Origin of the sequence: Xanthomonas sp. NCPPB 2586 (assembly GCF_041475775.2) — a bacterium.
GTDB lineage: Bacteria > Pseudomonadota > Gammaproteobacteria > Xanthomonadales > Xanthomonadaceae > Xanthomonas > Xanthomonas campestris.
Genome location: NZ_CM192981.1, coordinates 2183708 through 2201901, shown reverse-complemented (window position 1 = coordinate 2201901; position 18194 = coordinate 2183708). Strand labels below are relative to the sequence as shown.

Sequence of the window (18194 nt, the reverse complement as noted above, 5' to 3'; positions counted from 1 at the left end):
AGCGCGGTGGGGCGGCCCGGCATCGCGGCCGGTCTGCGCCCAGCCTACCCACCGCGTCCGGGTTTGCACAGCGTGCGGCCTCCGGGCGGCGGTGGACGGCTGCGATGCGCGGCAGCGTCGGAGACGGCAAAGCTCACTGCGGCGGTGGCGCTCGCTGCGTCGTGGCTGCGCAGCTCGGCGGCGTGAGGCCTGCCGCCGCGCTTACTTGCCCAACGCCTGCGCGGTGTCGTCCAGCGCGGCCCAGGTTTTGTCGAACAGCTCATCGACCTGTTCGCAGGTGATGATCAACGGCGGCGACAGCAGCATGGCGTCGTAAGTGGCCCGCAGGATCAGCCCGCGCCGCAGGGCAAAGTCGCGGCACAGCGCGCCTACGCGGCCGCGCTCCGGAAAGTACACACCACGGCGGCGCTTGTCGGGCACCAGCTCCAGCGCACCGACCAGCCCGGCGATGCGCGCCTCGCCCACCAGACGGTGCGTGCCCAGTTCGGCCCAGCGCTGCGCCAGGTACGGCGCAATCTGCGTGCGTGCGGTGTCCACGATGCCCCCGTCCTGCAGTAGCCGCAGGTTTTCCAGCGCCACCGCAGCGCATACCGGGTGCCCGGCATAGGTACCGCCGTGCGCCAGTTCACCGCCCTGACGCTTGAGCACACCGGCCACGCGGTCGTTGAACATCGCCGCGGCCAGCGGGATGTAGCCGGAGGTGATGCCCTTGGCCAGGGTCATCACATCGGGCTGGAAACCGAAATACTCCGCTCCAAACCAGGCACCGGTGCGGCCGAACCCGCAGATCACCTCGTCGGCCACCAGCAGTACGTCGTAGCGCCGGCAGATGCGTTCGATTTCCGGCCAGTAGCTGCGGGGTGGGATGTAGACCCCGATCGCACCCATGATCGGCTCGCCGATAAAGGCCGCCACGGTGTCGGGCCCCAGCTGCAGGATCTTCTCTTCCAGACGGCGCGCAGCGAGCAGACCGTAGTCGTCCGGGTCCATCTCGCCACCCTCGCCAAAATGATTGGGCGGTGCGATGTGCTCGATCCCCGGAATCGGCAACCCACCTTGCCGATGCATCCCGCGCATTCCGCCGAGACTGGCCCCACCCATGGTGGTGCCGTGGTAGCCATCGTGACGGCCGATGAAGATGTGCTTCTGCGGCTGCCCCTGCACCGCCCAGAAATGCCGCACCAGCCGCAGGATGGTGTCGTTGGCTTCCGAGCCGGAATTGGCAAAGAACGCATGATTCAAATCGCCCGGCGCCAGCTCCGCCAACTTGGCAGCCAGGTGCACAGTGGGCTCGGTGGTGCATTGAAAGAAGCTGTTGTAGTACGCCAACTGCTCCATCTGCCGCGCCGCCGCCTGCGCAAGCTCGGCCCGCCCATAGCCCACGTTGACGCACCACAGCCCGGCAAACGCATCCAGCAACTTGTTGCCATCCGCATCCCACACATACACCCCCTCCCCCCGCGTCAGGATGCGCGTGCCCTTGGAAGCCAGTGCCGCGTTGTCATTGAACGGATGCAGATGATGCGCAGCATCGAGTTGCTGCAGGGACCTGAGCACAGAAGGATCCACGACCCGCTCCGACATGAGAAACAACGAGCATACCCGCGCACTGTTGCCATGCCATGGATGGAGCGCACAGGCATGCATGGCGACGTAAGAACTACCTAGGGTTGCCTTGCTTTGCTATGTGCCGCTGCTCTGCTCTGCTTTGCACGGCTGTGCGCTGCGCTGCCCTGCGCTTTGCTTTGCCCTGCCCTGCTCACGCTCCTCCGGGGCCCCATACCGCAGCGGCAAGGCCGGCAGATACAACCCGCAGGGCGGCGCGCACGGATGCGCGACGTTTTTGTAAGGGACATGGATGTCCCTTACAAAAATTTCTGCCGGACTTGCGCACCCGTCGCGCGCAGCGCGTCGGGCGCGAGGACGGGGTGTGCTTTCTTTTGGTTACTTTTCTTTGCACAAGCAAAGAAAAGTGACTCGCGCCCGTAGGGCGTGAAAGCCATGCTTACTGCTTAGAGCAACTATCAAAACTACTGCGCAGCCGCCAGGCTACTCGCTACGTTTTGTTAGCCGCTCTTAATCTTGCATCAAGGAAAACACACAGCCGCGAGGAGCCCGTACAAAAACACAAAAACTGCACTCACCTCACCCCACCAAACAACCGGTCAACCGGTCAACCGGTCAACCGGTCAACCAACCTCACACATTCAACAACAAGAACTCCCGCTCCCACGAACTGATCACCCGAAAAAACGTCTCGTATTCTTTCCGCTTCACGGAAATATAGGCCCGCACAAACCGCGGCCCCAACATCTCCTTCAACGCCTCACACCCCTCCAACTCATCCAACGCCTCCCCCAACGATCGCGGCAAATCGTAGCCCTGCTCCTTGCCGTTGCTGCTGATCGGCGTAGTCGGCTCCAGCTTCTCGCGGATGCCCAGGAGCCCGCATGCCAAGGTTGCCGCCATCGCCAGGTACGGGTTGGCATCGGAGCCTGCAAACCGGCTCTCCACCCGCATGTTCTGCGGCGCATCGATCGGCACCCGCAACCCGCAGGTGCGGTTGTCGAAGCCCCACAGCACATTGCTTGGCGAGACCTCGCCGAACATCAGCCGCCGGTACGAATTGACGTTGGGCGCCAAAAGCCCCATCGCCATCGGAATGTACTTCTGCAGCCCGCCCAGATAATGCGCGAAGGTGTCGCTGAAGCCGCCCTCGCGCTTGCCGCTGAACACGTTCTTGCCGGTGCCGGCATGCAACAGGCTCTGGTGGATATGCATCGCACTGCCGGGCTCGGTCTCCATCGGTTTGGCCAGGAAGGTGGCATACACCCCGTGCCGCAACGCCGCCTCGCGCATGGTGCGTTTGAACAGGAACACCTGGTCGGCGCGCGACAACGCATCGGCGTGGGTGAAATTGACTTCCAGCTGCGCGGCGCCGGATTCGTGGATCAAGGTATCCACGTCCAGCTCCATCGCATCGCAATAGTCGTACATCAGATCCAGGATCGGGTCGAACTCGTTCACCGCATCGATCGAATACGACTGCCGTGCGGTTTCCGGGCGCCCGGAGCGCCCTGCCGGCGGCAGCAGCGGAAAATCCGGGTCGGTGTTTTTCTGCACCAGAAAAAATTCCAGTTCCGGCGCCACCACCGGCTGCAACTTGACCTCGGCATAGGCCTCGAGCACGCGGCGCAGCACGTTGCGCGGCGCCAGTTCGTGCGGCTGCCCGTCCTTGGTGTAGCAATCGTGGATGACCTGCGCGGTGGGGTCGGCGGCCCACGGCACCATGCGCACGGTGGAGGCATCCGGGCGCAGGTGCATGTCCGAATCCGACGGCGAGGTCAGCGCGTAGTAATCGTCCGGAAAATCGCCGGTGACCGTGGTGGCGAAGATGCCTTCGGGCAGCCGCGTGCCGTAGTCATGGGAGAACTTGTCGGCTGGAATGATTTTGCCGCGCGCATTGCCGGTGATGTCTGGCACCAGGCATTCCACTTCGGTGATGTGGCGCTCCTTGAGCCACCGGCGCAGCGCGCTCTCCGGCTGCTTGGGCGTGGACTTGCGCGAACGTGTACGGATCGACATGCGAGCTCACTTTCCGCGCTGGGCGGCGTACTGGCGACAGGCCTCGCCAAAGGCCTGGAAGATGGCACGGTAGAACGGATGCTGTGTGACACGCCACTCCGGATGCCACTGCACCGCGAGCAGAAACCCCGGGCCAGGGCCGCGAAAGGCCTCGATCAGGCCGTCCGGCGCGGTGGCTTCCACCACCAGCCCCGCGGCCAGCGTGGCGATGCCTTGCCCATGCAGCGAGTTCACCTGCACCTGCGCGGTGTCGCTCATGCCGGCCAGCCAACCGCCCGGCTGCAGCTGCACCGGATGCGCGGGGCCGTATTGGATGTCCAGCGGCGCGCTGCGGTCTTCGCGATGGTCCGCCAGGCCCGGCACTTCGTGCACGCGCTGGTGCAGGCGCCCGCCGAGCGCCACGTTGACCTCCTGCAGCCCGCGGCAGATGGCCAGCACCGGCAGGCCGCGCGCCAGTGCCTGCGGGATCAACGCCAGGCTGGTGGCATCGCGCGCGGGGTCGTGCGGGTTGCCCTCCCAGCTGGGTTCGTCGCTGTAGTGATGCGGTTCCACATTGCTGACCGCCCCGGTCAACAGCAGGCCGTCGAGCCGCTGCAGCCACGCGCCGGCATCCAGCGGCGGTTGCAGGCTGGGCAACAGCACCGGCTGTGCACCGGCCGCCTCCACCACCGCGCGCACGTATTTCTCGCCCGCTGCCAGGAACGGGTGGGGCCCGTGCAGGCTGCGGTCGGTCGGCAACCCGACCAGGGGAACCATGGTCATCAACGTACTCCGCTGGCGGTCCTTCGAACTTAGCGCGCCGCCCGGTGCATTGCCACCGTGCGCACGCAACTCCTGCGCCTGCTCACGCCCGCTTTGCTACGCTGGCCCGCGATTTCACAGGTGTGGCCCATGGCAACCGAAACCCGTGTCGCGTCCCTGCCCAGCATCGATGCCGCCGCCCTGGCCGCGATCGAGGGCTGTGCGCTGGTGGACCTGCTGCTGCCCGATACCAACGGCGTGTTGCGCGGCAAGCGTGTCACCCGAGAGGCGCTCGACAAGGTCTACCGCGACGGCGTGTGCCTGCCGATGTCGCTGATCGCCACCGACATCACCGGCAATACGGTGGAAGAAACCGGCCTGGGCTACGCCATTGGCGATGCCGATCGCATCTGCCGCCCGATCGCCGGCTCGCTCCGCCCGGTGCCATGGGCGCCGCAACCGATGGCGCAGCTGTTGCTGGCAATGCACACCCCCAACGGTGCCTTGTTCGAGGTCGCGCCGCGCGCGGTGCTGCAGCGCGTGGTGCAAGGATTCGCCGCGCTGGGCCTGACGCCGGTGATCGCCGTGGAGCTGGAGTTCTACCTGTTCGACGCCATGGCCGATGCCCAGGGCCGTCCGCAGACGCCGCGCGATGCACACACCGGCGAGCGCAACACCAGCACCCAGGTGTATGCATTGCAGGATCTGGACGACCACCGCAGCTTCACCGATGCCGTCACTGCGGCGTGCCGGCAGCAAGGCATTCCGGCCGATACCGCGGTGGCCGAATACGCGCCCGGGCAGTTCGAGATCAACCTGCAGCACCGCGCCGATGCGGTGGCCGCATGCGACGAGGCGCTGCTGCTCAAGCGCACCATCAAGGCGATCGCGCAGCAGCAACACCTGTTGGCCAGTTTCATGGCCAAGCCATTCGCCGGCCAGGCCGGCAGCGGGCTGCACGTGCACGTCAGCCTGCTCGATGCCGCCGGCCACAACGTGCTGCACGGCACAGCAGATGCGCCGGCCGCCGCCCTGCGCCATGCCATTGCCGGGTTGCAACGGCATGCGGACGCATCGCTGCTGCTGTTCGCGCCGCATGCCAACAGCTATCGCCGTTTCGTGCCGAATGCGTTCGTGCCGCTGGACGCCAGCTGGGGCTTCAACAACCGCACCGTGGCCTTGCGCATCCCGCACAGCGATGCGCACAACACCCGTATCGAACACCGCATCGCCGGCGCCGATGCCAACCCCTACCTGGTGGCGGCGGCTGTGTTGGCCGCGATGCTGGACGGCTTGCAGCACCCCGGCGAACCCACCGCCCCGGTGCAGGGCAACGCCTACGCGCAGGCGACCTTCACCCCGCGCACCTGGCAGGGCGCGGTGGATGCGTTCCTGCGCAGCGACTTCATCGCCACCCAATTGGGCACGCAGTTCCAGCATGTGTTCGGCCAGCAGAAGCAGCGCGAGCTGCTCGACTATCAGGCGCTGGTGCCGGACCTGGACTACGCCCGGTATCTGCGGACGGTCTGATGGCCACCGCCTTGCCCGCCGGCTCGACCGACGCACCGGGCAACGGGTATCCCGACAGCTGGTATGCGCGCAGCACGCCGCCCTTGCCTGCGCAGGCGCCGCTGCACGGTGCGCAGCGCAGCGATGTCTGCGTGCTCGGCGCCGGCTACACCGGGCTCACCGCGGCGCTGGCGCTGGCCGAGGCCGGCTACCAGGTCACCGTGCTGGAGGCCCGGCGGATTGGCTGGGGCGCCTCCGGGCGCAACGGCGGCCAGGCCATCGTGGGCTATGGCTGCGAACAGGACACGCTGGAAGCGCTGGTCGGCGACCGCGATGCACGCCTGCTGTTCGACTATTCGCGCGATGGCATGCGGTTGCTGCGCGAACGCATCGCGCGCCACGGCATTGCCTGCGACTGGCGCGACGGCCACGCGCACGTGCCGTTGAAGCCACGCCAGGTGCAGGCCCTGCAGCGCGGCATCGTGCGCATGGCCGAACGCTATGACTATCCACTGCAGTGGTGGGACCGCAGCCAACTGCGTGCGGAGCTGGACAGCCCGCTCTATCTCGGCGCCATGTTCGACCCGGCCAGCGGCCACCTGCAGCCGCTGGCCTATGCGCTTGGGCTGGCCCGCGCAGCACTGGCCGCCGGCGTGCGCATCTACGAACACAGCGCAGTGAAGCGGGTGCAGCAGGGCGAGCGGATCGTGCTGCACACCGACCAGGGCAGCGTCTCGGCGGAGTTCGGTGTGCTTGCCGGCAACGCGCTGTTGCGCGGCGTCGCCGCACCGCTGGAGCGCCGCATCATGCCGGTGGGCACCTACGTCGGTGCCACCCCGTCGCTGGGCGCCGCGCGGGCCCGCAGCCTGATCCGCAACGACATGGCGGTGGCCGACACCAACTGGGCCCTGGACTACTACCGGCTCAGTGCCGACCACCGGCTGCTGTTCGGCGGGCGGGCCAGCTATTCGTCGCTGCCCCCACCGGGGCTGGCGCGGCTGATGACCCGCCGCATGCACACCGTATTCCCGCAACTGCGCGACGTGCCGCTGGAAACAGTCTGGGGCGGCTACGTGGACATCTCGGCCAACCGGGCGCCGCACTGGGGCCGGCTGGCCCCGAACCTGTATTTCGCACAGGGCTTTTCCGGCCACGGGGTAGCTGCCACCGGGCTGGCCGGCCAGGTCATCGCCGAGGCCATCACCGGCCAGAGCCAGCGCCTGGACGTGTTCGCCCGCATTCCGCACGCGCCCTTTCCCGGCGGCCGGCTGCTGCGTACCCCGCTGCTGATGGCGGCGATGAGCTGGTACCGGCTGCGCGATGCGCTGTGGTGAGTGCGACGCAGTGCTCAAGTTCTGCCGAACCGAGCCGTTAGCTGACCTGACGGTTCGATCCAGACGGCTGACCGATGTCCCCAGGCACCCTACATCGCAACAGTGAAAGCGAAGTCCTGCCGCAGCGCGTGCTGCTGGTGGAGAACTCGCGCACGTTCACCAGCATGCTGCGCGAGGCCATCGAGCAACGCGTGGAGCTGCCGGTCACGGTCGTATCGACCCTGGCCGAAGCCGCGCGCGTGCTGGACGAAGAAAGTGGCTGGTTCCTGGTCCTGACCGGACTGGTGCTGGTGGACGGCGACCGCGACAAGGTGGTGGAGTTCTTCCTCTCGCGCAACCTGCCCACCGTGGTGGTCAGTGGCGTCTACGACGAAGACCTGCGCCAGCGCGTGCTGCAACAGCAGATCATCGATTACGTCCTCAAGAACGCGCCAGGCAGCATCGAATACCTCGCCTGGCTGGTGCAGCGTCTGGAGCGCAACCGCCGCATTGGCGCGCTGGTGGTGGACGACTCGTTGTCTGCACGCACCTATGCTGCGGCGTTGTTGTCGATGTATGGCTACCGCGTGGTGCTGGCTGCCGACGGCGCTGCCGGGCTGCAGGCGATCGAACGCGACCCCGGCATCCGCCTGACCATCGTCGACCAGGAAATGCCCGGCATGGAAGGGGTGGAATTCACCCGCCGGCTGCGTGCGATCCGCTCGCGCGACAAGGTGGCGGTGATCGGCATCTCCGGCAACAGCGATTCGTCGCTGATCCCGCGTTTTCTCAAGAACGGCGCCAATGACTTCCTGCGCAAGCCGTTCTCGCGCGAAGAATTCTTCTGCCGCGTCTCGCAGAACGTGGACCAGCTGGAGCTGATCGGCACGCTGCAGGACCTGGCCACCCGTGACTTCCTCACCGGCCTGCCCAACAGGCGCTATTTCCTGGAGCAGAGCCAGCGGGTGATTCCCAAGTTGCTCTCGGAAGACCAGACCGTCACCGCGGCGATGCTGGATATCGACCACTTCAAGCACATCAACGACACCTGGGGCCATGAAGCCGGCGACCAGGCGCTGCGTGCGGTGGCAGCCTCGGTGTCCGGGCACGCCCGCCCGCAGGATCTGGTGGCCCGCTTCGGCGGCGAAGAATTCTGCCTGCTGGTTCCGGGGCTGGATGCCGCCAACGCCACGGGTTATTTCGAAACCTTGCGCGAGCGCATCAGTGCCCTGCGCGTGCGTATCGGCGACGAGACGCTGAGCATGACCGTGAGCATCGGCGTGTGCATCGCCACCCAGCGCGACCAGTCGCTGCATCACCTGCTGGGCGAAGCAGACAAATACCTCTACCTGGCCAAGGCCGGCGGCCGCAACCAGGTGCGCCTGGCCAGCTGAGCCGCAGCGCTGGCTTGATCCAGATCAACGCGCATGGCGCGCGTGATGCCTATCGTGCGCCCATCGCATGGGGCAAGGCATATCGATGGCACTGCTGATCTGGCAGGACGAGCTCAACACCGGGATCGAGGTGATCGATCACCAACACCGCCGCATCGTGGAGATGATCAATCACCTGTACGTGGCGCAGACCAGCCTGCAGCGGTTGGTGGTGTCGGACGTGATCGACGAATTGATCGACTACACGTTGTCGCATTTCGCCTTCGAAGAAGAGCTGATGGAAGAAGCCGGCTACCCCTTCAGCCACGCCCACCAGCGCGTGCACGCCGTGTTCGCCAAGCGCGTTGGCGACTATCGCCTGCGTTTCCAGGCGGGCGAAGATGTCAGCGACGAACTCCGCAACATGCTTTCGCGCTGGTTGTTCAACCACATCCGCGGCGACGACCAGGCTTACGCCCCACAGGTGATCGCGCACCTGGACCAATTCAGCCGCACCCATCAACACGGCACCTGGCTCGGACGAACGCTCAAGCGCTTGTTTCGCTGATGCATTGCCGCGCGGATCCAGCGTAGGGGCGCGCTTGCGCGCGACGGGGCGTTATCGGTAATGCCGCATCGCGCGCAAGCGCGCTCCTACGGAAGCGTGGCCCCTCTTCGTCAGCGCCACGGTGCATCAACTGCGCGCACTCTCTCGGCACATCATTTCAATCAGAACCAGCAGCCCTGGTAGGAGCGCGCTTGCGCGCGACCAACCGTTGTCGGTAACGCCCATCGCGCGCAAGCGCGCTCCTACGGAAGCGTGGCCCATCTTCTTCAGCGCCACGGTGCATCAACTGCGCGCACGCTCTCGGCACATCATTTCAATCAGAACCAGCAGCCTGGTAGGAGCGCGCTCGCGCGCGACCAACCGTCGTCGGTAACGCCCATCGCGCGCAAGCGCGCAAAACGCGGGCCTACCTCAGCGTCGCGATCGACGCGCCAGCATCAACGCAAACAGGCTCAACACCGCCGCACCGCCGAGGTAATAACCCACCGCCTGCACGCCGTAGCGTGCGGCCAATTGGGTGGCCACATACGGTGCCGGTGCCGCGCCCAGGATGCTGGCCAAATTGAACGACAACGACGCGCCGGTGTAACGCACTTCGGTGGGGTACAACTCGGCCAGCAATGTGCCGCACGGGCCGTAAGTCAGGCCCATGAAAAAAAACCCCAGCGACAAAAACGCCAGCACCTGCAGCGGGTGATTGGCCTGGAATAACGGCGCGAACGCCAGGCCGAAGGCCACGATCGCCACGCTGGCCAGCATCATTGCCAGCGGCGCGCCGTGGCGGTCGCCGAACTTGGCTGAGATCGGAATCCCAAGCGCGAAAAACACGATGCCGGCCATCTGCAGCAGCAGGAACTGCTCCTTGTCGTAGCCCAACGTCTTGGTGCCGTAGCCCAGCGCAAACACCGTCATCAGGTAGAACAACACGAACGTTGCAAACGCGCCCAAGGTGCCGATGATCAGTGCCGGCCAGTGCTGCGTAATCACCGTGCCCAGCGGCAGCCGCACACGGGTGTTGCGATCCAGGGCTTTCTGGAAGTCCGGGGTTTCGGTGATGCTCAGGCGCACCCACAGACCGGTGAGCACCAACGCGGCGCTGGCCAGGAAAGGGACGCGCCAGCCCCAGCGCATGAACTGCGCATCGTCCAGCAGCGCACCCATGCCCAGAAAGGTGCCGGTGGAGAGCAAAAAGCCCAGCGGCGCCCCCAATTGCGGGAACATGCCGTACCACACGCGCTTGCCGGGTGGCGCGTTTTCGGTCGCAAGCAGCACCGCCCCACCCCACTCACCGCCCAGGCCCAACCCCTGGCCGAACCGGCACAGCGCCAGCAGCAACGGCGCGAACACGCCGATCTGCGCGTAGCTGGGCAGCAGCCCGATCGCCACGGTGGAAATGCCCATCGTCAGCAGTGCTGCCACCAGCGTGGCCTTGCGCCCGACACGATCGCCGAAGTGCCCGAACACCGCCGAGCCCACCGGCCGCGCGATGAAGGCCACCGCGAACGTCGCCAGCGACTGCAGCATGGCCGCGCCGCCATCGCCGGCCGGGAAGAACAACGTGGGAAACACCAGCACCGCCGCGGTGGCGTAGATGTAGAAATCGAAAAACTCGATGGTGGTGCCGATCAGGCTGGCGAACAGCACGCGCGCAGGCGAATTGATGGGCGTGGCGAGCGGCGTGGCGGCAGTCATCGAGGATCGGCATCCATAGGAAAGACGGCCGATTCTCGCAGATCACACCTGGGCGTTGCGCAGCCTCCGCCAGCCCGCAAAAGTTGCATGCGTTACCGAACCACACACAGTGCGCTGCGTGTCACGGTTGGCCCGGGACCGTCCGGGTGAAGAACGACGCTGTCTTGTGTTGAAGGCGAGACGGAGACGCCTGTAGACACGCGCTGTGCCTGGAGACGTCAGCTGCACTCAACACGGAAGAGGTGCATCACTACCGAAGAACAATGCTGATCAACACGTTGTGCATCTGAAATCGCCCAGCCCGGCGCGCGGCAGGTAAACCTCACCGCGCCTGCAACGCCACACTGACCACGTTTCGAGATGCGCGCAGCCGCACAGTCCGCCCCTGCGGCGAAGAGCAAACGCCTAGTACTACCCGTCCGCCAACGACCCGCGCTGCGCATGCGCATCCACACCCGCAGGCGTCAGCACTGCAAACTGGCGCTCGCTGCGCTCCTCCACCCGGATCCAGCCCGGGCCCGGCTGGCCATCCAGATTGGCGCTGCCCAGCCAGGCCAGCGTGCGCAGCAACACGCTCATGCGCACGCCAAGCTGCTTGCACAGCCGCGCCAGCGATACGCCCTCGGGCGCATCGGCCAGCGCGTGCAGCAGCTGCGCGGTGAGGTGCGGATCAGCGGACAAGCACCGCTCCGATATCACGCGGCGCGGCATCGGCGGTTTCTGCGCGATGCGGCAACACCACCACCGGGATCGACTTGGACGTCGGCGTGCGCGCTTCGTCGGCAAAGCTCGACAGCGGCACCAACGCATTGGTTTCCGGGTAATACGCAGCCAGGCAGCCCCGCGGGATGTTGTAGTCCACCAGCAGGAAGCGCCGCGCCTCGCGGTGCACGCCGTCCTCGCACAGGCTTTCCAGGTCCACCCAGTCGCCAGTCTTCATATTCAAGGCCGCGATATCCGCGCCATTGATGAACAACACGCGGCGCTCGCCGAACACGCCGCGGTAGCGGTCGTCCAGGCCATAGATGGTGGTGTTGTATTGGTCGTGCGAGCGCGTGGTGGCCAGCGTGAACACCATCTGCTCGCCACGGCTGCGCCGCGCGCGATGGATCGGGTTGTCGGTGGGCACCGCATGCGGCTTGAACACCGCGCGTTGCTCCGGCGTCACCCACTGGCGGTCGCGCGCGGTATTGGACAGGCGGAAGCCGCCCGGCGTACGTACGCGCTGGTTGAAATCCGCGAAGTCCGGGAACACCTGCGCGATCAGATCGCGAATGCGGTCATAGTCGCCCACCAGCCAGCGCCAGCGGATCGCGCTGCGCGCGCCCAGCGTCGCCTCGGCCATGCGCGCCACGATCGCCGGCTCGGACAGCAGATCCTGCGACGCCGGCGGATTGATGCCGGCCGACAGGTGCACCATGCTCATCGAATCTTCCACGGTGACGCCTTGCGAGCCGGCGTCCTGGATGTCGATCTCGGTCCGCCCCAGGCACGGCAGGATCAATGCATCCTTGCCGTGCACCAGATGGCTGCGATTGAGCTTGGTGGTCACGTGCACAGTCAGCTCGCAATTGCGCAGCGCGCGGTGCGTGGCGTCGGTATCGGGCGTGGCCGCTGCGAAGTTGCCGCCCATCGCGAAGAACACCTTGCCGCGCCCGTCCAGCATCGCCTCGATCGCACCAACCGTATCGAAACCGTCCGCACGCGGCGGGTCGAAGCCGAACACCGACTGCAGCGTGTCCAGGAACGTGGCCGGCGGCTTTTCGTAGATCATCATCGTGCGGTCGCCCTGCACGTTGCTGTGGCCGCGCACCGGGCACACGCCTGCGCCGGGCCGGCCCAGGTGGCCGCGCAGCAACAACAGGTTGGTGATCATGTGGATGGTGGCCACCGAATGCTTGTGCTGGGTGATGCCCATGCCCCAGCAGGCGATCACGCGCTCGGCCTTGAGGTAGATCTCGCCGGCCTTGCGCAGCGCGGCCTCGTCCAGGCCGGACTCTTCGACGATGGTGTCCCAGGCTTCCGCATGCACGTCGGCAGCGAACGCGTCGAAGTTGGCGGTGTGCTCGGCGATGAACTCCAGGTCCAGCAAACGCGGCGTGCCATCGCGCTGTGCCTGCGCATCGCGCTCCAGCACATGCTTGATCATGCCCTTCACCGCGGCCAGGTCGCCACCGATCTTGAGCTGGAAATAATCCGAGGCGATGCGCGTGGAGCCGTTATGCAGCATCTCCAGCTTGTCCTGCGGGTCGGCAAATTTCTCCAGACCGCGTTCGCGCAGCGGATTGAACGCGGCAATCGCTGCGCCACGCTTGGAGGCCTGGCGCAACTCGCCGAGCATGCGCGGATGGTTGGTGCCCGGGTTCTGGCCGAAGATCAGGATTGCATCGGCCAGCTCGAAATCATGCAGCGACACCGTGCCCTTGCCCACGCCGATCTGCGAGCGCAGCGCGGTGCCGGATGGCTCATGGCACATGTTCGAGCAATCGGGGAAGTTGTTGGTGCCGAACTCGCGCACGAACAGCTGATACAGAAATGCCGCCTCGTTGCTGGTGCGCCCGGAGGTGTAGAAGATCGCCTCGTCCGGCGTGGCCAGGCCATTGAGATGCCCGGCGATGTGCGCGAACGCGTCGTCCCAGCTCACCGGCACGTAATGGTCGGTGGCCGCGTCGTAGCGCATCGGATGCGTCAGGCGGCCCTGCCCTTCCAGCCAGTAGTCGCTGTACTGCGACAGCAGGCTCACGCTATGCGAGGCGAACAACTCCAGCCCCGCGCGGCGCGCGGTGGATTCGGCGGCCACGGCCTTGGCGCCGTTCTCGCAGAATTCAAAGGTGGAGGTGTGGTCGCGATCCGGCCACGCGCAACCCGGGCAATCGAAGCCGTCGGGCTGATTGGCGTGCAGCAGCGTCTTGGCGCCCTGCACCGCGATGTCCTGTTCCATCAGGTGTTTGGCCACCGAGCGCAATGCGCCCCAGCCGCCCGCGGGATTGTCGTACTGTTTGATGGTTTTCTTGCTCATGCGGGCTCTCCCACGGCAATGCCCAGATCCAGGCGTTGAGGATGGCTGTAAACAACACAATCGTGATCGCGGGCAAACCCGATCAGGGTCAAACCCGCACTGTCGGCCAGGCTGATCGCCAGCGCAGTGGGTGCCGAAATCGCCGCCAACAGCGGGATTCGGGCCTGCGCAGCTTTCATGGCCATCTCGTAACTTGCGCGGCTGGTCACCACCGCAAACCCTTGCGTTGCATCGACGCGCGCACGCGCCAACGCACCGATCAACTTGTCCAACGCGTTATGCCGGCCCACGTCTTCGCGGACCAACTGCACCATGCCCTGCGCATCGGCCCAACCGGCCGCGTGCACCGCGCCGGTCTGCGCCGCGATGGGCTGCCGCGCGTGCAGTGCATCCAGCGCGCGCGCCAACGCGTCGACATCGATGCGCAATGCCGACTGCAGGACCGGCGGCACACGCAACACTGCTTCGATCGACTCGTTGCCGCACACCCCGCAACCGCTGCGCCCGTCCAGATTGCGCCGCCGCTGATCCAACGCGGCCGCGCGCTCGGGCGGGATCTCGATCTGCAGCGAGGCGCCTTCCAGAAAGGTATCCACCGCCACCACCCGCAGGTCCTGCGGGTGGTCCACGATGCCCTCGCTCAACGAAAACCCCAGCGCGAAATCTTCCAGGTCTTCGGGGGTGGCCATCATCACTGCGAACGGCACGCCGTTGTAGTTGAAGGCGACCGGCATTTCGGCCGCCACCATGTCCTGCACGGTGGCGCTGCGGCCACCGCGATGGCGGCGGACCGTACGCACCACACTGCCGGGGCGCACGGGAGTGGAAGGCTGGCCGGTCATCTCATCTCAATGAAACAGCACGAAGGCTTTTTGCAGCGTGACCCAGATGCCGAATGCCATCGGGACGCCCACTGCCAACCAGGCAAACGCCACCAGCGCAGGATTGCCGCCGTGGCCGATGCGCGCCATGTCTTCCGGCGCCAGCACGGCCTGCCCACTGCGGTCCACCTTTTCGTGGGCCAGCTGCTTTTCGCGCGCCAGTTCGTCGGGCGTCATGAAGTGACGCGCGGCTACCGGGCGCACCAGCAGGTTGCAGATCAGACCAAGCACGAGCATGCCGGCGAGGATGTACATGGTGGTGTTGTAGACCTGTGACGGCGGGCTGCCGTGCGCCAGCTGGTACTCGCGCATGTAGCCAACCACCACCGGGCCGAGGATGCCGGCAGTGGCCCAGGCGGTGAGCAGGCGGCCATGGATGGCGCCGACCATCTGGGTCCCGAACAGGTCGGCCAGGTACGCGGGAATGGTGGCAAAACCGCCGCCATACATCGACAGGATGATGCAGAAGATGCCCACGAACAGCGCGATACCGCCCACGCCGCCGGCCGACGGCGCGGCCGCATACAGGCAGATGCCCAGCAGGAAGAACAGCGTGTAGGTGTTCTTGCGGCCGAGCTTGTCGGACATGCTGGCCCAGAAGAAGCGGCCACCGATGTTGAACAGACTCAATAGGCCGGTGAAGCCGGCCGCAATCGCGGCGATGCTGGCCAGCTGCGCGGCATCCAGGCTGCCGAAGCCGGCATCCACACCGATCAGACGGCCGCCGAACACTTCCTGCAGCATCGGCGAGGACATGCCGATCACGCCGATACCGGCCGACACGTTGAGGCACAGCACGCCCCACAGCAGCCAGAACTGCGGAATGCCCCAGACCTTTTTCACGTGCACGTGGTTGGCAGTGATCATGGCGTTGTTGGAGGCCACCGGCGCGGTCCAGCCGGCCGGCGTCCAGCCGCTGGGCGGCACGCGGTAGCCGAAGGCGCCAGCCATCATGAAGACAAAATACAGGGCCGCCATCACCAGGAAGGTTTCCATCACGCCCACCGAGGTGGGGGTGGCGAAGTGGCGCATCAGCGCATCGGCCAGCGGGCTGCCGATCATCGCGCCGCCGCCGAAGCCCATGATCGCCATGCCGGTCGCCATGCCGCGGCGGTCGGGGAACCATTTGATCAGGGTGGACACCGGCGAGATGTAGCCCAGGCCCAGACCAATGCCGCCGATCACGCCCGAGCCCAGCCACAGCATCCAGATCTGGTGGAAGTGGATCCCGGCCGCGGAAATCACCAGGCCGCCGCACCAGCACAGTGCCGAGACCACGCCGGCCTTGCGCGGGCCGGCGCGTTCGAGCCAGCCGCCCCAGATCGCGGCCGAACAGCCCAGCAGCACGAAGAACAACGTGTACATCCACTGTAGTTCGCTGATCTTCCAGTCGCAGGTGGTGGCCACCATGCGCGCGAACAGGCCCATGTCGGCCGGGCAGGCGATCGATTCGGTGATGCCCAGCGCCTTGGACAACGGCAGCCAGAACACGCTGAACCCGTAGGCCATGCCGATGCACAAATGAATCGCCAAGGCAGCCGGCGGCACCAACCAACGATTAAAACCAGGCCGCGCCACAATGCGCTCCTTGGACAACAAACCGGCATCTGCGCCGTTGGCGTTCGCCACGGTGGACCCTTGCGTCATGCGTATTTCCCCTAACTGACTGATGTGAAGTCCATTGATGGCTGCGATCGATCTGCGCGATCCGATGGGTGCAGCGGCGACGCTTGGGTCCGTCTGGTGGTCGTCTCGCGCATCATCGACGATCACCACCGGTTTGCAACGCTTTACAGCGCGCCAAAGCGTCTCAAAAACCTGCCGCGCGCGGCCGCACGCAAGCGTTCCTTGAGGTTAGCGGCCGACGCTGCGACTAATTGACTAGTCCCTATGGATTAGGCGTACGGCCGCCACGCGGCCCGGGTGCGCCAGGTGCGCGCCGCTGCGGTTCCAGATGACGCAGCTGCTGCCGTAGAGTCGGCCCATCCCCGCCCCGGAGTCTGCGATGCACGACCACCCTTCGAGCGATGCCGCCCACGCGATGCAGACACCGGCGGCGATGGAGGCGTTCTGGATGCCGTTCACGGCCAACCGGCAGTTCAAGGCGCGCCCGCGCCTGCTGGCCTCGGCCGCAGGCATGTATTACCGCGACGTGGAGGGCCGGCAGATCCTGGATGGCACCGCGGGGCTGTGGTGTTGCAACGCCGGCCATGCGCGCGAGCGCATCGTGGCCGCGATCCGCGCGCAGGCCGGCACGCTGGATTTTGCGCCCACCTTCCAGATGGGCTCACCGCTGCCGTTCGCCCTGGCCGAACGGCTGGCCGCGTTGGCCCCGCCGGGCCTGGGCCATGTGTTCTTCACCAACTCCGGGACGGAAGCCGTGGATAGCGCGATGAAGATCGTGCTGGCCTTTCACCGCCTGCGCGGCGAGGGCCAGCGCACCCGCTTCATCGGCCGCGAGAAGGCCTACCACGGGGTGGGCTTCGGCGGGATGTCGATCGGCGGGCTGCCCAATAACCGTAAATGGTTCGGCCCGCTGCTGGCCGGCACCGATCATCTACGGCACACGCTGGATCTGCAGCGCAATGCGTATTCCCGCGGCCTGCCCGCCTTCGGGGTGGAGCTGGCCGACGACCTGGAACGGCTGATCACCCTGCACGACGCCTCCACCATCGCCGCGGTGTTCGTCGAACCGGTGTCCGGCTCGGCCGGGGTGATCCTGCCGCCGGAGGGCTATCTGCAGCGGCTGCGCGCCATCTGCGACCGCCACGGCATCGTGCTGGTGTTCGACGAGGTGATCACCGGCTTCGGGCGCGTGGGCGAGGCCTTCGCCGCGCAGCGCTTCGGGGTGACCCCGGACCTGATCACCGCCGCCAAGGGCCTGACCAGCGGCACGGTGCCGATGGGCGCGGTGCTGGTGGCCGATGCGATCCACGATGGCTTCATGCATGGGCCGCAGGCGGCGATCGAGCTGTTCCATGGCTACACCTATTCCGGACATCCGCTGGCCTGCGCCGCAGCCCTGGCCACGCTGGACACCTACGCCGAAGAACAGCTGTTCACGCGGGCGATCACGCTGGGGCCGCAGTGGGAGGAGGCGTTGCACAGCCTGCGCGGACTGCCGCACGTCATCGACATCCGCAACATCGGGCTGATTGGTGCGATCGAACTGGCGCCGCGCGAGGGTGCCCCGGGGGCGCGCGGTTACGAGGTGTTCGAACGCTGCTTCCACGAGGGCGGCCTGCTGGTGCGTGTCACCGGCGATGTCATTGCGTTGTCGCCGCCGTTGATCGTCACCCCCGACCAGATCGGACAAATGGTGGAGACGCTGGCCGCGATCCTGCGCAAGGTGGACTAAAGGCCTTGCAGTGCGAGCGGCCGCTCGCATTGGCGTGCCGACGCGCTGGCTGGCCAGTGTGTCACCGGGCCGCGCCATGGCCGGCCGCCCTGCCCGCCACACGGCGACGTCCCGTGCCGCTACGCTCCTTACTGCGAGCAATTAAGACCCGGCAA

At 66.3% G+C, this 18194-nt stretch carries 13 protein-coding genes; 5 read left to right on the top strand and 8 right to left on the bottom strand.

Annotated features, from left to right (window positions below; genetic code table 11):
• Positions 1-201: 201 nt before the first annotated feature.
• The 3 genes from ACCQ09_RS09345 to ACCQ09_RS09335 form a co-directional block, all read right to left on the bottom strand.
• The gene (locus tag ACCQ09_RS09345; RefSeq protein WP_040942297.1) at positions 202-1569 is read right to left on the bottom strand and encodes an aspartate aminotransferase family protein; all 1368 of its coding nucleotides are present in this window, start codon (positions 1567-1569) and stop codon (positions 202-204) included.
• A 630-nt stretch (positions 1570-2199) separates the two neighbouring features.
• Entirely contained in the window at positions 2200-3585 is a 1386-nt protein-coding gene (locus ACCQ09_RS09340; protein ID WP_040941172.1) for a glutamine synthetase family protein, read from the bottom strand.
• A 6-nt stretch (positions 3586-3591) separates the two neighbouring features.
• Positions 3592-4347 (bottom strand): gamma-glutamyl-gamma-aminobutyrate hydrolase family protein, encoded by a 756-nt coding sequence (locus ACCQ09_RS09335; RefSeq protein ID WP_040941171.1) that lies wholly within the window; start codon positions 4345-4347, stop codon positions 3592-3594.
• 129 nt (positions 4348-4476) lie between these two features.
• Here ACCQ09_RS09335 and ACCQ09_RS09330 point away from each other — a divergent pair, with 129 nt between their 5' ends.
• From ACCQ09_RS09330 to ACCQ09_RS09315, 4 genes are all read left to right on the top strand, one after another.
• Complete coding sequence (locus ACCQ09_RS09330; RefSeq protein ID WP_040941170.1) at positions 4477-5856, top strand: glutamine synthetase family protein; 1380 nt, start codon at positions 4477-4479, stop codon at positions 5854-5856.
• Positions 5856-7169: an NAD(P)/FAD-dependent oxidoreductase gene (locus tag ACCQ09_RS09325; protein WP_040941169.1), complete on the top strand. Its 1314-nt coding sequence runs from the start codon at positions 5856-5858 to the stop codon at positions 7167-7169. The genes ACCQ09_RS09330 and ACCQ09_RS09325 overlap by 1 nt, the downstream gene beginning before the upstream one ends.
• Positions 7170-7243: 74 nt before the next feature.
• On the top strand, positions 7244-8542 hold the full coding sequence (locus ACCQ09_RS09320) for a diguanylate cyclase (RefSeq protein WP_019237577.1): 1299 nt from the start codon (positions 7244-7246) through the stop codon (positions 8540-8542).
• Positions 8543-8627: 85 nt separating this feature from the next.
• On the top strand, positions 8628-9089 hold the full coding sequence (locus ACCQ09_RS09315) for a bacteriohemerythrin (RefSeq protein ID WP_040942296.1): 462 nt from the start codon (positions 8628-8630) through the stop codon (positions 9087-9089).
• Positions 9090-9500: 411 nt separating this feature from the next.
• Here the strand turns inward: ACCQ09_RS09315 and ACCQ09_RS09310 are convergent, their stop codons facing one another.
• The 5 genes from ACCQ09_RS09310 to ACCQ09_RS09290 all read right to left on the bottom strand — a co-directional run bounded on the left by ACCQ09_RS09310 (position 9501) and on the right by ACCQ09_RS09290 (position 16328).
• The gene (locus ACCQ09_RS09310) at positions 9501-10781 is read right to left on the bottom strand and encodes an MFS transporter (protein WP_011037495.1); all 1281 of its coding nucleotides are present in this window, start codon (positions 10779-10781) and stop codon (positions 9501-9503) included.
• Between the two features lie 411 nt (positions 10782-11192).
• On the bottom strand, positions 11193-11462 hold the full coding sequence (locus ACCQ09_RS09305) for a hypothetical protein (RefSeq protein WP_040941168.1): 270 nt from the start codon (positions 11460-11462) through the stop codon (positions 11193-11195).
• Entirely contained in the window at positions 11452-13800 is a 2349-nt protein-coding gene (locus ACCQ09_RS09300) for an FdhF/YdeP family oxidoreductase (RefSeq protein ID WP_076039085.1), read from the bottom strand. Before ACCQ09_RS09300 ends, ACCQ09_RS09305 begins: the two co-directional genes overlap by 11 nt.
• Positions 13797-14642, bottom strand: coding sequence for a formate dehydrogenase accessory sulfurtransferase FdhD (fdhD, locus tag ACCQ09_RS09295; RefSeq protein ID WP_040941166.1), 846 nt, complete (start codon positions 14640-14642; stop codon positions 13797-13799). Before fdhD ends, ACCQ09_RS09300 begins: the two co-directional genes overlap by 4 nt.
• Positions 14643-14648: 6 nt before the next feature.
• The gene (locus ACCQ09_RS09290; protein ID WP_011037499.1) at positions 14649-16328 is read right to left on the bottom strand and encodes an OFA family MFS transporter; all 1680 of its coding nucleotides are present in this window, start codon (positions 16326-16328) and stop codon (positions 14649-14651) included.
• 358 nt (positions 16329-16686) lie between these two features.
• Between ACCQ09_RS09290 and aptA the strand changes: the two genes are divergently transcribed.
• Positions 16687-18039 (top strand): omega-aminotransferase AptA, encoded by a 1353-nt coding sequence (aptA, locus tag ACCQ09_RS09285; RefSeq protein WP_228427821.1) that lies wholly within the window; start codon positions 16687-16689, stop codon positions 18037-18039.
• Positions 18040-18194 lie beyond the last annotated feature (155 nt).

Excerpts from the sequence above, each read along its gene's own strand:
- aptA (WP_228427821.1), top strand. The coding sequence starts at position 16,687 with ATGCACGACCACCCTTCGAGCGATGCCGCCCACGCGATGCAGACACCG.
- ACCQ09_RS09340 (WP_040941172.1), bottom strand. The coding sequence starts at position 3,585 with ATGTCGATCCGTACACGTTCGCGCAAGTCCACGCCCAAGCAGCCGGAG.
- ACCQ09_RS09310 (WP_011037495.1), bottom strand. The coding sequence starts at position 10,781 with ATGACTGCCGCCACGCCGCTCGCCACGCCCATCAATTCGCCTGCGCGC.
- ACCQ09_RS09315 (WP_040942296.1), top strand. The coding sequence starts at position 8,628 with ATGGCACTGCTGATCTGGCAGGACGAGCTCAACACCGGGATCGAGGTG.
- ACCQ09_RS09325 (WP_040941169.1), top strand. The coding sequence starts at position 5,856 with ATGGCCACCGCCTTGCCCGCCGGCTCGACCGACGCACCGGGCAACGGG.
- ACCQ09_RS09290 (WP_011037499.1), bottom strand. The coding sequence starts at position 16,328 with ATGACGCAAGGGTCCACCGTGGCGAACGCCAACGGCGCAGATGCCGGT.
- ACCQ09_RS09300 (WP_076039085.1), bottom strand. The coding sequence starts at position 13,800 with ATGAGCAAGAAAACCATCAAACAGTACGACAATCCCGCGGGCGGCTGG.
- ACCQ09_RS09330 (WP_040941170.1), top strand. The coding sequence starts at position 4,477 with ATGGCAACCGAAACCCGTGTCGCGTCCCTGCCCAGCATCGATGCCGCC.
- ACCQ09_RS09320 (WP_019237577.1), top strand. The coding sequence starts at position 7,244 with ATGTCCCCAGGCACCCTACATCGCAACAGTGAAAGCGAAGTCCTGCCG.
- ACCQ09_RS09335 (WP_040941171.1), bottom strand. The coding sequence starts at position 4,347 with ATGACCATGGTTCCCCTGGTCGGGTTGCCGACCGACCGCAGCCTGCAC.
- fdhD (WP_040941166.1), bottom strand. The coding sequence starts at position 14,642 with ATGACCGGCCAGCCTTCCACTCCCGTGCGCCCCGGCAGTGTGGTGCGT.